10 protein-coding genes are annotated in these 14,582 nt (G+C 62.5%); 5 read left to right on the forward strand and 5 right to left on the reverse strand.

Annotated elements, in window-relative coordinates:
• The first annotated feature begins 315 nt into the window (after positions 1-315).
• Both WDB86_RS02340 and WDB86_RS02345 read left to right on the forward strand, forming a co-directional pair.
• Complete coding sequence (locus tag WDB86_RS02340; protein ID WP_339107419.1) at positions 316-1,347, forward strand: cysteine synthase A; 1,032 nt, start codon at positions 316-318, stop codon at positions 1,345-1,347.
• Entirely contained in the window at positions 1,344-3,878 is a 2,535-nt protein-coding gene (locus WDB86_RS02345) for a DUF3772 domain-containing protein (RefSeq protein ID WP_406736487.1), read from the forward strand. The genes WDB86_RS02340 and WDB86_RS02345 overlap by 4 nt, the downstream gene beginning before the upstream one ends.
• 199 nt (positions 3,879-4,077) lie before the next feature.
• Here the strand turns inward: WDB86_RS02345 and dld are convergent, their stop codons facing one another.
• On the reverse strand, positions 4,078-5,757 hold the full coding sequence (gene dld, locus WDB86_RS02350) for a D-lactate dehydrogenase (RefSeq protein ID WP_406736488.1): 1,680 nt from the start codon (positions 5,755-5,757) through the stop codon (positions 4,078-4,080).
• A 179-nt stretch (positions 5,758-5,936) separates the two neighbouring features.
• Between dld and prfA the strand changes: the two genes are divergently transcribed.
• The 3 genes from prfA to WDB86_RS02365 all read left to right on the forward strand — a co-directional run bounded on the left by prfA (position 5,937) and on the right by WDB86_RS02365 (position 8,962).
• Entirely contained in the window at positions 5,937-6,992 is a 1,056-nt protein-coding gene (gene prfA, locus WDB86_RS02355) for a peptide chain release factor 1 (protein WP_339107416.1), read from the forward strand.
• Positions 6,993-6,997: 5 nt separating this feature from the next.
• The gene (prmC, locus tag WDB86_RS02360; RefSeq protein ID WP_339107415.1) at positions 6,998-7,831 is read left to right on the forward strand and encodes a peptide chain release factor N(5)-glutamine methyltransferase; all 834 of its coding nucleotides are present in this window, start codon (positions 6,998-7,000) and stop codon (positions 7,829-7,831) included.
• 333 nt (positions 7,832-8,164) lie between these two features.
• Entirely contained in the window at positions 8,165-8,962 is a 798-nt protein-coding gene (locus tag WDB86_RS02365; RefSeq protein WP_406736489.1) for a DUF4167 domain-containing protein, read from the forward strand.
• Positions 8,963-9,031: 69 nt separating this feature from the next.
• On the opposite strand, the gene rsmA is transcribed toward WDB86_RS02365, so the two are convergent.
• The 4 genes from rsmA to WDB86_RS02385 form a co-directional block, all read right to left on the reverse strand.
• On the reverse strand, positions 9,032-9,874 hold the full coding sequence (rsmA, locus tag WDB86_RS02370; RefSeq protein ID WP_406736490.1) for a 16S rRNA (adenine(1518)-N(6)/adenine(1519)-N(6))-dimethyltransferase RsmA: 843 nt from the start codon (positions 9,872-9,874) through the stop codon (positions 9,032-9,034).
• Positions 9,875-9,987: 113 nt separating this feature from the next.
• Positions 9,988-10,959 (reverse strand): 4-hydroxythreonine-4-phosphate dehydrogenase PdxA, encoded by a 972-nt coding sequence (gene pdxA / locus WDB86_RS02375; RefSeq protein ID WP_339107412.1) that lies wholly within the window; start codon positions 10,957-10,959, stop codon positions 9,988-9,990.
• Positions 10,960-11,018: 59 nt separating this feature from the next.
• On the reverse strand, positions 11,019-12,305 hold the full coding sequence (locus WDB86_RS02380; protein WP_339107411.1) for a SurA N-terminal domain-containing protein: 1,287 nt from the start codon (positions 12,303-12,305) through the stop codon (positions 11,019-11,021).
• A 55-nt stretch (positions 12,306-12,360) separates the two neighbouring features.
• Entirely contained in the window at positions 12,361-14,580 is a 2,220-nt protein-coding gene (locus WDB86_RS02385; protein ID WP_339107410.1) for an LPS assembly protein LptD, read from the reverse strand.
• Positions 14,581-14,582 lie beyond the last annotated feature (2 nt).

Raw genomic sequence — 14,582 nt, forward strand, 5'->3', positions numbered from 1 at the left:
GCCAAGCCCGAGACACGAGGCCCGTGCAAGGGGGGCTGCCTGTCCCTGCATGCGGGCTACGTTCGGGGGCCACGTTCGGGAGGGGGCACGGGTGGATAAGGACATTTACACAGCTTTGGCAAAGCGGCCTTGACGGCGGTCCGCCTTTTGAAAGGACCACGAACGCGCGTTTTGCAAATTGCCGATTTCGCGCGAGAATTTTCGCCTAAATTCGGCTTGAGGGCCCGCTTGCGCGACGAATATGACTTGAGGCCGCCAATCGCCCGTCCTAAGTCTGGGGCCGACAAGTGGCGCTGCAATCGATTGGAGAAGATCATGAGAGTATGCGAGGATCTGGCACAGGCGGTAGGGAATACGCCCCTGATCAAGCTGAAAAAAGCTTCCGAGCTGACCGGCTGTGAGATCTTGGGGAAGGCCGAATTCCTGAACCCCGGCCAATCGGTGAAAGACCGCGCGGCGCTGTTTATCATCCGGGATGCGGTCGCACGCGGCCAGCTCAAGCCGGGTGGCACGATTGTGGAAGGCACGGCGGGCAATACCGGCATCGGTCTGGCACTGGTCGGGGCCTCGATGGGGTTCAAGACCGTGATCGTGATCCCCGAGACCCAGTCTCAGGAAAAGAAAGACATGATCCGCCTTGCAGGTGCCGAGCTGGTGCAGGTGCCTGCCGCCCCCTACAAGAACCCCAATAACTATGTCCATTACTCGCGCCGTCTGGCCGAGGCGCTGGCCAAGACCGACCCCAACGGGGTGATCTGGGCCAACCAGTTCGACAATACCGCCAACCGCGAGGCCCATATCCAGACCACCGGTCCGGAAATCTGGGACCAGACGGGGGGCCGTGTGGATGGCTTTATCTGTTCGGTCGGCTCGGGCGGTACTTTTGCGGGCACGGGCATGGCGTTGCAGCCCAAGGGCGTGAAGATCGGCCTTGCCGATCCCGATGGTGCCTCGCTGCACAGCTTCTACACCACAGGCGAATTGAAAGCCGAGGGCTCGTCGATCACCGAGGGCATCGGTCAGGGGCGCATCACCGCAAATCTCGACGGGTTCACCCCGGATATGTCCTATAACGTGCATGATGACGAAGCCCTGCCGATCATCTTCGATCTGCTGCAGGAAGAGGGGCTGTGCCTTGGCGGGTCTTCCGGCGTCAATATCGCCGGTGCGATCCGCATGGCGAAAGAGATGGGGCCGGGCCACCGGATCGTCACGATCCTGTGCGACTATGGCAACCGCTACCAGTCCAAGCTGTTCAATCCCGAATTCCTCAAAGAGAAATCCCTGCCGGTTCCCGAATGGCTGGACCGCGCCCCCGCAGCGATGCCCGAGGTTTTCGAGGGATGATACAACAGGTCCTGCGCGCTGCCGCCACCGTCTTCTTCCTTTTGGTCGCAGGCATGGTCTGGGCGCAGGACCAAACTGCCCCTGATTATAAATCATGGGAAAAATTTGCCGCATCTGCCCAGACCTCGATCAATCAGGATACGGCGCAGATCAGCGAACAGGATCTGGAAGACCTGCGGGCAACGCTGGTCACATGGCGCGATAAATTCAATGCCGCCCGTGACACGAATGCCAGCCAGATCAAGACGATACGCGACCAAATTGAAGCTTTGGGTCCGGCACCTGCCGAAGGCGACAGCGAAGACGCGGCCATTGCCAAACGCCGCAGCGACCTGAATGACCAGCTTTCCAAATTGCAGGCCCCGTCGATCACCGCCACCGAGGCGGCCACACGCGCCGACGGGCTGATCCGCTCGCTTGATAGCGAGCTGCGCAGCCGGTCGACGGACAAGCTGCTGCGGCTGTCGCCGTCGCCGCTCAATCCGGTCAACTGGGCCTCGGCGCTGAAAGTGGCAGGGCAGTTGACGGGCAAGCTGTATGAGGAAAGCAAGGCCCAGCTTGAGGGCACCACCCGCTTCGAGGAACTGCGCGAGAATGGTCCGGTAATTGCCGGTCTTGTGCTGGTGGCCTTGGTGCTGCTGGGGCGCGGACGGCGCTGGATGGAGGATCTGTCGCAATGGCTGCTGGGCCGGTCTTCCATGCGGGCGCGGATGGTGATCGAGATGATCGTCTCGGTGGGGCAGATCCTTGTGCCGCTGGGCGGGATCGTGCTGCTGTTGCAGGCGCTGCAGATTTCGGGACTGTTCGGCGCGACATGGCAGGATTTCCTGCGTGTTCTGGCGGGCGTGGCCACCGTCACGCTGTTCTCGGCATGGCTGGCGGGGCGGTTGTTCCCGTGGAATGACCGGCAGGCCAGCCCGTTCAACCTGCTCAGCGAACGCCGCGCCGAAGGGCGCCTGCTGGTGGTGTCGATGGGCTTCCTGCAGGCCCTGTGGGACCCGTTCGGCCATTGGGTTGTCGAACAGGCGATGGCGCTGACCCGCGCCTCGGTCAGCTCTGCAACAGCGGATGCGGCCAGCACAGCGGCCACACAGCTTGACGCGGCGCTGGCGGCGCTGACCCTGCCGTTGCAGGTCTTGGCGGGGCTTGCGCTGTTCCGCACGGGGGCGGTGCTGCGCCGCCATGTGCGCAATGAAGACAAGCAGTCGGTTGACCGTGCCTTCGGTGACAGCCTGATCCTGTTGATCGGCAATGCGGTGATCGTTGTGGCGGTTGTCGGCCCGCTTCTGGGGGCGATCGGCTATGTCAATGCGGCCAACCAGCTGATCTGGCCGATGATCAAATCGCTGTTCCTTGCGGGGCTGGTGCTGACCCTGCAGCGCTTTGTCGCCGAGGTCTATGTGGTGCTGACCAAGCGCGAGGATGACGGGCGCGACAGTCTTGTGCCGATTCTGATGGGGTTTGTGCTGGTGTTGCTGGCGCTGCCGGTTCTGGCGCTGAACTGGGGCGCAAGGGTGGAAGACCTGAGCGAGGTCTGGACCACGTTCAGCAACGGGTTCGATATGGGCGGGGTGCGGATTTCTCCGAGCATCTTCCTTGTGTTGGCCATCGTTTTTGCCATCGGCTATGCGATCACCCGTGGGGTGCAGGCGGCCCTGCGCAGCACCATCCTGCCCAAGACCAATATCGATAAGGGCGGGCAGAACGCGATCCTGTCGGGCATCGGCTATATCGGTATTTTCCTCGCGGCTCTGGTGGCGATCTCTTCTGCGGGGATCGACCTCAGCTCGCTTGCCATCGTGGCGGGGGCATTGTCGGTGGGGGTGGGCTTTGGTCTGCAGACCATCGTGCAGAATTTCGTCTCGGGCATCATCTTGCTGATCGAACGCCCGATTTCGGAAGGCGACTGGATCGAGGTCGGCACGCAGATGGGGGTCGTCAAGGCGATCTCGGTGCGTTCGACGCGTATCGAGACCTTCGACCGGACCGAAGTGATCGTGCCCAATGCCGATCTGATTTCGGGTCAGGTGACCAACTGGACGCGCGGCAATATGACGGGGCGGCTGATCGTGCCGGTGGGCGTGGCCTATGGCACCGATACCCGCAGGATCGAGAAGCTCCTGATGGAAATCGCCGAGGACCAGCCGACAGTGATGATGGACCCCGCGCCCAATGTGGTGTTCGTGGGGTTCGGGGCCGATAGTCTGAATTTCGAAATCCGGATGATCCTGTCGGATGTGAATTTCAAGCTGCGCGTGATGTCCGAGGTGAACCACCAGATTGCCGCCCGCTTTACCCGTGAGGGGATCGAGATTCCCTTCGCGCAGCGCGATCTCTGGCTGCGCAACCCCGAGGCGCTTTCGGGGCGCTACGAGGACCGGCCGGCGCGTTGGCGTGATACGGAGGAGGAAGGCCATAGCCGCCGCGAGGCCAAGCTGAAAGAGAACGAGACGCCGCATGATCTTGGGCAGCCGATGCCCGGTGAAGGGTTCGAGGATGCGGATGCGGATGGTGGTGGGGACGCCCGCTGAGCCGCGCGGCTCAGCTGGGGGGACGCCTCCGTAAGGGCTGCAATATCTGGACCGGAACATGAAAACCGGAGGCCGTCCCGCCTCCGGTTTTTGTCTTTCTGGGGGGTGAGGGAAAGCGTTTCGTCCGTTCCGGCTTGTCCCCCGAAACGTGAACAGGCCCCACGGATGGGGCCTGTCGACGGGCAAGGACCGGTAACGGTCAGTGATAATGTTTGTTGCGCGATTGCTTGCCCAGACCGGGATTGAAGCTGTTGGTCGGGTCGCAGTCGCAATAATGCGCGGCCAGAGCGGGTTTGGCTTTGTAGAGATGCCCGACATTGTGCTCTGCCGGATATTCTGCGCCCCGTTGGTCGAGGATCTCCAGCATCTTGGCTTTCAGCGCGTGAGAATCCACGCCCTTCTTCACGACATAGTCCTGATGCAGGACATGGCAGAAGAAATGCCCGTAATAGAGCTTGTGCTCGATCTGGGCATCCAGTTCGGGGGGCAGATGCTCGAACCAGTCCTCGTCATTGCGGCGCAGGGCGATGTCGAGCGGCAGGATATCGGCCACGTCCTTTTCATGCAGGGCCATATACCGCACAGCCGCACCCGCTGCCGCAAAGCGGTGCAGACCGGCGATTTTCGTCTCGCGGGCATCGCATTCGAAGAAATCCGCATCCTTGCCGTCGCAGAGTTCGGAGAGCGTTTTCTGTGCCGCCTCGATCCCCTCATCGCGCATCTTCAGGATCAGATGGTGCTCGAAGCGGTAGCGATATTCGGTCAGGCGCTTGGGCAGGATCGCGGGCCAGAGATTGGCGACAAGTTGCAGGAATTTGTCGGTCAGGTGGCGGGTGGGGCCGAAGCGGTTCAGCCGCCCGTCAATGGCCCCTTTCAGCGCGAAGAATTGCGGCAGGCGGTCGGTGCCCAGCTTGTCGATGGCCAGCACCGTATCCTTGCCGTATTTCTCGGTGATATCATAGGCATCGCGGTGCATATATTCGCCGGAGATCGGCAGCACGGGGAAGTCTTTGAGGATGATCCGCCGCAGTTTTGTCAGCGTTTCGGTCGAATTGGTGCCGATATAGAATGTCTTCTGCCGTGCCGGGCGCGCGAAACTGTCCAGACGCACGGCGAAAACCGCAAGTTTTCCCGCACAGCCCGAGGCTTCATAGAGCCGCCCCGGATCGGCATTGAACCGCGCGGGGGTGTCAGCTTCGATATCGCGGACGCGCTCGGCATAGCCCTGATCGGAGGCATGGCGATTGCCTTCATGGTCGATCGCGCCCCAGTCGCCCTTCTCGACACGGGTCAGAATCTCTTCAGGTGTTGTGCCAAGATCGATCCCCAAGTGATTAATAAGGTGTAAATTTCCTTCGGCATCAAGCTGGGCGAAAAGCGCCATTTCCGTGTAGGACGGGCCGCGTTCGACCAGCGCGCCGCCGGAGTTGTTGCACACGCCGCCAATCACCGAGGCCCCGATACAGCTGGAGCCGATCACCGAATGCGGGTCGCGGCCTTTCGGGTCCAGCGCCTTTTCCAGACGGAACAGCGTCGCCCCTGGCAGGGCGACCACCTGCCGCCCGTCATCCAGCAGGTGCACACGGTCCATCCGCCGCGTCGAGATGATCACCACCTCGCGGTCATAGCTACCCTTGGGGGTCGAACCTTCGGTCAGGCCGGTATTCGAGGATTGCATGATGATGATTTTATCGGCCTTCACGCAGGCCTGAATCACCTTCCACTGTTCCAGCACGCTGCCGGGGCGGACAACGGCCAGCGCCTCGCCTTCGCCCGAACGGTATCCCCGCCGGAACCGTTCGGTTGCGCGGGGATCGGTCAGGACATGACGATGGCCGACGATGGATTGGAGTTCGGAAATTAGGGATGTATCGGCCATCATAAGGGTCCTTCCAGTACAGGGTCGCGACGAATTGTCTCAGACAATAGGCGGGCAAGGCGGCTGCGTCACCTCAAAAATGCGATATTGGTAAGAAAACTGATCCAATATGGGAAAGGCCGCTTTGGAAATGGCAGATCCTCTTGACCGATGCGGCGAAAACCGCGACAGGCGATGACATGATACCGACAGACCGCCTGCACCAGATCCGCGACCGATACGGTTATCTCGAAGCCCAGCTTTCGAGCGGGCCGGACCCTGCCGAAATCGCGCGGATTTCCCGTGAATATTCCGAGCTGAAGCCCGTGGTCGAGCAGATCGAGAACTGGCTTCAGGCGCAGGCCGATCTGGCCGAGGCCGAGGGCTGGCTTGCCGATCCGGAGATGAAGGATCTGGCCGAGGAAGAAGTGCCGCTGCTGCGCAAGAAGCTGCCCGAGCTGGAGCAGGCTCTGCGTCTGGCGTTGCTGCCCAAGGATGCCGCCGATGCGCGTCCGGCCATTGTCGAGATCCGGCCCGGAACAGGGGGCGATGAAGCGGCCCTTTTTGCGGGCGACCTGCTGCGCATGTATCAGCGCTATGCCGACATTCGAGGCTGGCGGGTCGAGATACTGGATTATGCCGAAACCGAACTTGGCGGCATCAAGGAAGTGATGCTGCGGATCGAGGGCGAGGGTGTTTTTGCCCGTCTGAAATACGAATCGGGCGTGCATCGCGTGCAACGCGTGCCGGAAACCGAAGCCGGTGGCCGTATCCATACCTCCGCCGCGACCGTCGCGGTGCTGCCCGAGGCCGAGGAGGTCGATATCGACATTCCGGCTTCGGATATCCGGATCGATACGATGCGGTCGTCGGGGGCCGGTGGCCAGCACGTCAATACCACCGATTCTGCCGTGCGGATCACCCATTTGCCCACCGGTCTTGTGGTGACCTCTTCGGAAAAATCCCAGCATCAGAACCGTGCCAATGCGATGGCCGTGCTGCGCGCAAGGCTTTATGATATGGAGCGCGCGCGCATGGATGCGGAGCGCTCTGCCGCGCGTAAGGGGCAGGTGGGCTCCGGTGACCGCTCCGAGCGCATCCGCACCTATAATTTCCCGCAAGGGCGGCTGACCGATCACCGCATCAACCTGACGCTATACGCGCTGAGCCAGATCATGGGCGGTGATCTGGACGAGGTGATCGACGCACTGGTGGCGGATGATCAGGCGGCCCGACTGGCCGAGATGGAGGGGTAAGGCGCATGCAGGGCGGTGTATTGTTGCGCGAGGCCGTGACCAAGCTGCGGGAGGCGGGGATCGCATCGGCTGCGGGGGATGCGCGACGCCTTCTGGCCCATGCGCTGCGGGTCTCGCCCGAGCGGCTGACGCTTGCGCTGCATGATCCCGTGGCCGAGGAAGCGCAGGCCAGATTTGCCCGCTTTCTGGCGGCGCGCATGGACTTCCAGCCGGTGTCGCAGATCACGGGGGCGCGGCTGTTCTGGGGGCGCAAATTCAAGGTCACTCAGGATACGCTGGACCCGCGTCCCGAGACCGAAATTCTGGTAGAGCGCGCCTTGCAGCAGCCTTTCCGGAACGTGCTGGATCTGGGCACGGGCACGGGCTGTATTCTGCTGAGCTGTCTGGCGGAAATGCCCAAAGCCACGGGCGTCGGGGTGGATCTCTCGCCGCAGGCTCTGGCGGTTGCGCAAAGCAATGCCGATAATCTTGGCCTGAGCGAGCGGGTGCGCTTGACGGTCTCCGACTGGTTCGATGCGGTGGATGGCATGTTCGATCTGATCGTCTCCAACCCGCCTTATATCGCGCAGGACGAGATGGCCGGTCTGGCGCGCGACGTGCTGGATTGGGAGCCGCATAGCGCCTTGACGCCGGGGGGCGACGGTCTGTCGGCCTATGCCAAGATCGCGCGCGGTCTGCTGGTGCATCTGGCCCCCGGGGGGCGCATCCTGTTCGAGATCGGGCCGACTCAAGGGGCTGCGGTTTGCGGCTTCCTGTCCGAGATCGGTCTTGACGGCTGCCGGATATGGCCCGATCTTGACGGGCGGGACCGTGTTGTGGAGGCGCGGCGTCCGCTTTAGGCCGGACTCCGGCCCTGAAATATGCCGATCCGCCAGTGTCCTGCGGTTCGTCTTCACTAAAACTTCACGATATTTCGGCGACAATACCCCGAAAAAAGAGCATAAAGGGAAAATCTAGCTTGCGAGATCCGTCGTGACGTGCTTATCAGGGGACGTGCACGGAGAAACAAGTTTCCCGGCATGGCTCAGCTTAACACTGCGGGCTTGGTTGAAGGGCATAGACCCCTTATGCAACCAGACTGTCCCGCGCGGCCCGGTTGGATCGTGACGGATCTGGCCTAGACCTTGTCAAAACCGCTCGCTTTTAAAGGCGGATAAATTGAACGAAAGCAGATGAGATCATCCAAATCACGTTCGCGTTCCAAGTCGAACCGGCAGCGTTCCATCGGGAATATCATCAACCGGGTTTTTGAAAGCTCGGGTCCTGAGGGCAAGGTCCGCGGGACGCCCCAGCAAATCATCGATAAATATCTTGGTCTTGCACGGGATGCGCAGCTGTCGAACGACCGCGTGGCAGAGCAGAACTTTCTGCAGCATGCCGAGCATTACACCCGCCTTCTGCACGAGGCGCAGCGCGAGATGGCGCAGCGTCAGCCCAACGGGCAGGGCAACGGTAACCAGAACGGCGCAGGCCAGGGCAATGGCCCGTCCGGTGCCGATATGGACCAGCCCGCGCAGGCGGCGATGTCCGATGCCGCTTCCAGCCAGAATGACGGCTATACCCAAGCGTCCGCTCCGGCCACTCCGCAGGGGGAAACCGGCGGGTGGCGCAAGCGCGACACCGCACGCGATGTCGAGCGGGTAGAGGCCGAGGATTCCAATCTGGTCGAGACGCCCGAAAGCCGCAGCGATCTGCGTGTCAGCCGCGAGAGCGAGCCTGCGCCGGTCGCAAGCGCCGAGCCGCAGCCGGAACGCCAGCCCGAGCCAGCCGCAGCCCCTGCGGCCGAAGAGGCCCCTGATGCGGCTGAAAAGCCCAAGCGTCCGCGTAAGCCGCGCGCCAAAAAGGCCGACACCGCCGATGGTGAGAAGCCCAAAGCGCCGCGCAACCGTCGCAAGCCGAAAGCGGCAAGCGAAGAGGGCAATGGCGAGGCCGGTCCCTCCGAGGATACTCCGAAAGCGGCAAACGGCTAAGTTACGAGACTGACAGAAAAACCGCCCGTGCAGCAGATCTGCGCGGGCGGTTTTTTATGGTCTGTGCGGTCAGTTTGTTTCGAGGCTGCGGGCGAGGCGGCACCATTCCTCGATCGTGACCCGTTCGGCGCGTTGGGTGGGCGGGATGCCGACCGCTTCCAGCTTGGCCTCGATATCGGGCGCGACAGATTTCAGCGAGGCACGCAGCATCTTGCGGCGCTGGTTGAAGCCCGCCGCTACAACGCGCGACAGAATCTTGGCATCCGCCGGATAGCGCGGCTCGGGCAGGGCTTTCAGATGCACCACGGCAGAATGCACTTTGGGCGCGGGGGTGAAGGCCTCGGGCGGCAGCGACATCACAATGCGTGCGGTGGTGCGCCATTGCGCCAGAATGGCGAGCCGTCCGTAATGGTTGTCGCCCGGCTGTGCGACGATCCGTTCGGCCACCTCGCGCTGGAACATCAGCGTGAGGCTGTCCCATTGCGGCGGCCAGTCCTTCGGCGTCAGCCAGCGCACCAGCAGTTCGGTGCCCACGTTATAGGGCAGGTTCGCGGCAATCTTGTAGGGCGTGCGCAGATGCGCCGTCACATCGACTTCGAGCGCGTCGCCATTGATCACCTCAAGGCGGCCCGGATAATGGGCGGCGATCTCGGCCAGCACGGGCATACAGCGCGGGTCTTTCTCGACCGCCAGCACCTTGCGCGCCCCCTCGGCCAGAAGCCCGCGGGTCAGACCGCCGGGGCCGGGGCCGACCTCAAGCACATCATGCCCGTCAAGATTGCCCGCCGCACGCGCGATTTTGGCAGTCAGGTTGAGGTCGAGCAGGAAGTTCTGGCCAAGCTGCTTTTTCGCGACCAGTTCATGGTCACGGATTACATCCCGCAGAGGCGGAAGCCCGTCTATCGCTGCCATTGCTCTATCCTGTCTGTCTTCATATGCAAAAGGTCCGGATGCGGCATCCGGACCTTTCAGGGGATATGTGAGCCGCGCGCGCGAGGCAAGCCTCTCGCTGCGCCTCGAAGGGGTCATCCGCGCGCGCGACCCATCGTATCGGCCATTTCCAACGCGGCGATCAGGCTGGCGGGGCTGGCTTCGCCCGTGCCCGCGATATTGAAGGCGGTGCCATGATCGGGCGAGGTGCGGACAAAGGGCAGGCCCAGCGTGACATTGACGCCCGCATCGAAGGCCAGCGTCTTGATCGGGATCAGGGCCTGATCGTGATAGGCGCAGATCGCCGCATCATACTGGCTGCGGGCGGCTTTGTGGAACATGGTATCGGCGGGCAGAGGGCCGGTCAGCGCATAGCCCTCGGCCTTGAGCCCCGCAATCTCGCGGATCATCCAGTCCTGTTCCTCGCGTCCCATCGCGCCGCCTTCGCCCGCATGGGGGTTCAGACCAGCAATGGCAATCTGCGGATTTTCCAGCCCGAAATCCCGCGTCAGCCCTTCATGGGTAATGCGCACGACCTGCCGCAGCACTTCGGGGGTGAAGGCGGTGGGCACATCTGCCAAAGCGATATGGATCGTGGCAGGCACGACGCGCAGCTCGTGGCAGGCCAGCATCATCGCAACCTTACACCCGCCCGCCAGATGGGCCAGATATTCGGTATGGCCGGGGAAGGCAAAATTGGCCCCGTCCTTGAGCACTTTCTTGTTGATCGGTGCGGTGCACAGGGCCGAGCCCTCGCCGCGCATCACCAGATCGACACCGCGCGCGATCACATCGATCACCGAGCGGGCATTGTCCAGGTCGGGGGTGCCGGGAATGGCGGCTTTGGGAAAGTCATGCACCAACACGGGCATCGCCGTGCCAGCATGGGTGATGGCCTCGGCCGGAGTGCCGATCTCGCGGATCTTGGTGCCCCGCGGCAGATGTGCGGGGTCGCCAAGCCATGCAAAGGGAAGCCTTGCGCCAAGCGCCTCCCATGCTTTGACGGCGATTTCCGGACCAATTCCGGAAGGTTCACCACAGGTGAGAATGACAGGTGCTTGAGGCATGGGATTTACCCCCTATTTCCAATATGTTGGAGCGTCAGATAAGTCTGGCGCCACCAAAATCAAGGCCGTGTGATTACGGCTGCGTCGCGCAGATCGGCCAAAAGACCATCCGCCTGAATCTGGATCTGGCGGTTTTCAAGGCTGGTCATGGCCGCGTCACGGTTGGGGGTCTCGACCTTGCCATCTTCGCCCTTGCGGCTCATTTCGCGGCTGCACAGCATCAAAAGCGCGCTATTGCCGCCCTGTTGCAGCACCTGATATTCGCCCGGGTCCAGGCTGGACAGCCCCACCGAGATGTCGCGCGGTAGGCTGTCGGGGGTGCCGCTTTCACGCAGCAGACGGCTGGCGGGCAATGTGCGCGCCAACGGATAAAGCGCATCGCAGCTATGCGGGCTGGCCTGCACCTGACCCAGACGGGTTGCTACTTCCTCGCTGCCCGTCGCGCCCAGCGTGTAAAGCGCATATTCCACCGTTTGCGGGCTGGCCTGTTTTGCCCCGTTCTCGTCGATTGCGCGCAGGCGGAACACGGCCACGGCATTCGGGATCTTGATCGGGCCGGTGGCCTGACCGGGTTTCAGCGCCAGAATACGGGCGCGCAGGGGGCCGGGCAGGTTGGCCACGGGCATCCAGTCGATGGCACCACCGTTCTCGCGCGAGCGCGAGGCCGAAACATGGCTGGCGATATCGGCAAATTGTGCCGCACTGCCGCGGGTGGCCTGTTCGGCAAGCTGCATGGCCTCCTGTTCATGCCCTTCCGTCGGGATGATCAGCTCGGAGAGCAGCACGCGTGTGCCCTGACCCCGTTGGGATTCGGGGGCAAGCGCGCGGTTGATCTGCAGATCGGAAATCGAGATCCGCCCGCCGAACTGCGCGCGCACGACCTGACGCCACAACAGACCGGACTTGGTGAAATCGCGGAAGGTTTCCTCGTCCACGCCTTCCTGACCGATTGCCGCGATGAACTGCTTGGCGCTGAGATTGGCCCGCGAGGCGAATTCTTCCATGCCCTTCTGGACCGCCGCATCCGAGACGCTCAGCCCCAGACGCTTGGCTTCCCATGTTTGCAGACGATCCGAGATCAGCGCGTCGATCGCCGCCTGATGGGGGTCGGATTCGGTGGTGCCCAGCACCTCGATCATCCGCTCGCGCTGGCTGATTTCATAGGCAGAGATTCCCAGACCGTTGACGGTGATCACCGGCGAGAACATGCCGCCCTGCGCAAAGGCCGAACCGGCAGGTCCCATGAGGGCAAGCGCCAGAACCGAGACACAGCCGAGCCGCGTTACCTTGCTGCGCAATGCGTTGAAGCCTTTGCTTTTCGCCATGCCTGAAAGTGCCGTCATCATTATACCTGCTTTGTCGTCATTGGCCGCGATACGCAATCTGCATCGGGCGTCTGTCTTACCTTACACAGACCTTACTGGCCGAGGTTCCGTCATTGGCACCGCCAAATCCGGCCAAAGCCACGGAAAGTCCGACGCTTGTTTCGGGGTCCACATTAGTCGAGGAAGTGAAGCGGCGCGAGAGGGAAAGATCGACGCTCACGCAATCATTTACCCATGTCACGCCCAGTTTCGCCTTTGCCGCCCGCTCTGCGATAAGGTCGTAGCGGGCATCGAATGTGCCCGACCAGCCGCGCCCCCAATGCCATGCGCTGTCAAGCTGCAATTCGGAGATATCCTCCGAGGTGCCCGCCAGAATGGCGCTGTCCATCCACAGATAGCCCGCCGCCAGATCATAGGTCGCGCCCGAATAGGCAAGGCGCAGCTCTTCGCGGGTGGTGTTGAAATCATCGTCGAACTGCGCACGGTTCGACACGGTCAGCCCGCCCGAGGTTTGCAGGTTGCTGGCCAGAAGCCAGTCCGAGCTATTGCCCGAAAGCGAGCTTTCCGACGAGAACTGTTCGAGATCCTGCGCATAGAACACGCGCCCGACAGTGGTACCCAAAGACCATCCCGCCGCGTCATAGCGGGTATAGCTGACGCCGACATTGGCGCGCAGGCCGCGTTCGCGTGCATCCAGCCCCGGATAGCGCGACAGGCTGAACAGGTTGCCTTCGTCGAACTCGCGCAGCGTGCTGTCCTCGTTGGGCGCACGGGTGAGGTTGTTGGGGGCCCAGACGATCTGCGCGATGGGCTCGATCACATGGGCCGCGCGACCGGTGCTGCGGGTCCAGGGCCAGCGCAATTCGGTGGCAAGCTGCGGCTGGGCGCGCAGGATGGTATCGTCATAGGAGTCATCCTGACGGATCACGAAGGCATCGGCGGCAAGCTGGGCCTGCGTGCTGGCCATGATGCCGTAAGACAGCAGCCAGTTGCGCCGCCAGTTGGCGGTCAGCGAGCTGCGGGTCATGTCGCGCCCGTCGGGAATATCGTCCCAATCCGGCCCGTCCGTGGTCGAGCTGGAATTGCGGCGGAAGGTCTCGAGATCCCAGCTTGCCGTCAACTCGCCGCCGATACGGGCGGGGTGATAGACCCGTGTCCATTCCGCATCGCCTGCCAGCATCGGCTCGGTATTGTTGTCCTCGTCTTCGCGCAGCGAATGGGTGCGACCGGCGCGGGCCCAGATCAGCTCGTCCGAGCGGACCCGTTCAAGGGTCAGCCCCGACCAGAGCCGGTCGGCATCGCTGACATCGTAATTCAGCAGATAGGCATCATCGGACACCATCCGCAGTTGCAGGCCCAGCTTGAAATCATCGGGCAGGGTGAAGCTGCCATCGGCAAAGAGATAGCCGCGATTGGCCCCTTTGATGATGCTGTCATTGCTGAAGGCACCGGAAATGCTGATCTCGCCGTCATTGAAGGCGCGGCGGTAGCGCAGCCCCAGCGTGCGGGTCCAACCGCTGGAGATATAGGGCTCGACCAGCAGATCCTGACTGGGATCGATCGCGAAGAAATACGGGATCTTTATGCCCATCCCCAGACTGGAGGTGCTGCGGAAGCTCGGGGCCAGAAAGCCCGACATGCGCGTGACGGTGGGGTCGGGCAGGCGCAGCTTTGGCACCCAGACCAGCGGCACACCGGCGACGCGGAACTGCGCATCCTCGAAGCTCAGCTTACGCTCCTGCGCGTTATGGGTGATCTTGCGGGCGCGGATTTCCCACAGGGGGCGTTCACCGACCACGCAGATATTGCATGACGAGGCCACCACATTGGTCATGGTGGTGACATTGCCGTTCTCGCGCTCGATCTTGGCGGCAGCAAGCTGCAATTCGCGCGCCATCACCATGCGCGCGCCCAACAGGATGCCATGTTGCAGATCGCGCGAGAGTTCGGCCTGATCGGCCACGATCACCGCACCGGCCTCCTGCGGCTCGGTCAGGCGGATCGGCCCGTCCATCTTGATCGTATCGGCCTTCTGGTCATAGGTGACGCGCTTGGCCGTGACGCGGTTGCCCTCGTAATAGATCTCGACCGCGCCTTCCGCGACCAGCGTGTCAGACCCCGAAAGCGAGATCCGGTCGGCCATCAGGCTGGCGGGCACATTGCTCAGGCTGTTCTGCGAGGCGTTGCTGTCTTGTGCGTAGCCGCTTGCCACAAGGCCGAAAGTGCCAAGCGCCGTGCCAAGGGTGAGGGCGGCGAGCAGCGTCCTTGCAGGAGAGCAGGTCTTGGGCAGGGTCATGG

Origin of the sequence: Thioclava sp. GXIMD4215 (genome assembly GCF_045291555.1) — a bacterium.
GTDB classification, from domain to species: Bacteria; Pseudomonadota; Alphaproteobacteria; order Rhodobacterales; family Rhodobacteraceae; genus Thioclava; species Thioclava litoralis.

Coding starts and splice junctions, on each gene's coding strand:
- WDB86_RS02340 (WP_339107419.1), top strand. CDS start 316: ATGAGAGTATGCGAGGATCTGGCACAGGCGGTAGGGAATACGCCCCTG.
- WDB86_RS02345 (WP_406736487.1), top strand. CDS start 1,344: ATGATACAACAGGTCCTGCGCGCTGCCGCCACCGTCTTCTTCCTTTTG.
- dld (WP_406736488.1), bottom strand. CDS start 5,757: ATGGCCGATACATCCCTAATTTCCGAACTCCAATCCATCGTCGGCCAT.
- prfA (WP_339107416.1), top strand. CDS start 5,937: ATGATACCGACAGACCGCCTGCACCAGATCCGCGACCGATACGGTTAT.
- prmC (WP_339107415.1), top strand. CDS start 6,998: ATGCAGGGCGGTGTATTGTTGCGCGAGGCCGTGACCAAGCTGCGGGAG.
- WDB86_RS02365 (WP_406736489.1), top strand. CDS start 8,165: ATGAGATCATCCAAATCACGTTCGCGTTCCAAGTCGAACCGGCAGCGT.
- rsmA (WP_406736490.1), bottom strand. CDS start 9,874: ATGGCAGCGATAGACGGGCTTCCGCCTCTGCGGGATGTAATCCGTGAC.
- pdxA (WP_339107412.1), bottom strand. CDS start 10,959: ATGCCTCAAGCACCTGTCATTCTCACCTGTGGTGAACCTTCCGGAATT.
- WDB86_RS02380 (WP_339107411.1), bottom strand. CDS start 12,305: ATGATGACGGCACTTTCAGGCATGGCGAAAAGCAAAGGCTTCAACGCA.
- WDB86_RS02385 (WP_339107410.1), bottom strand. CDS start 14,580: ATGACCCTGCCCAAGACCTGCTCTCCTGCAAGGACGCTGCTCGCCGCC.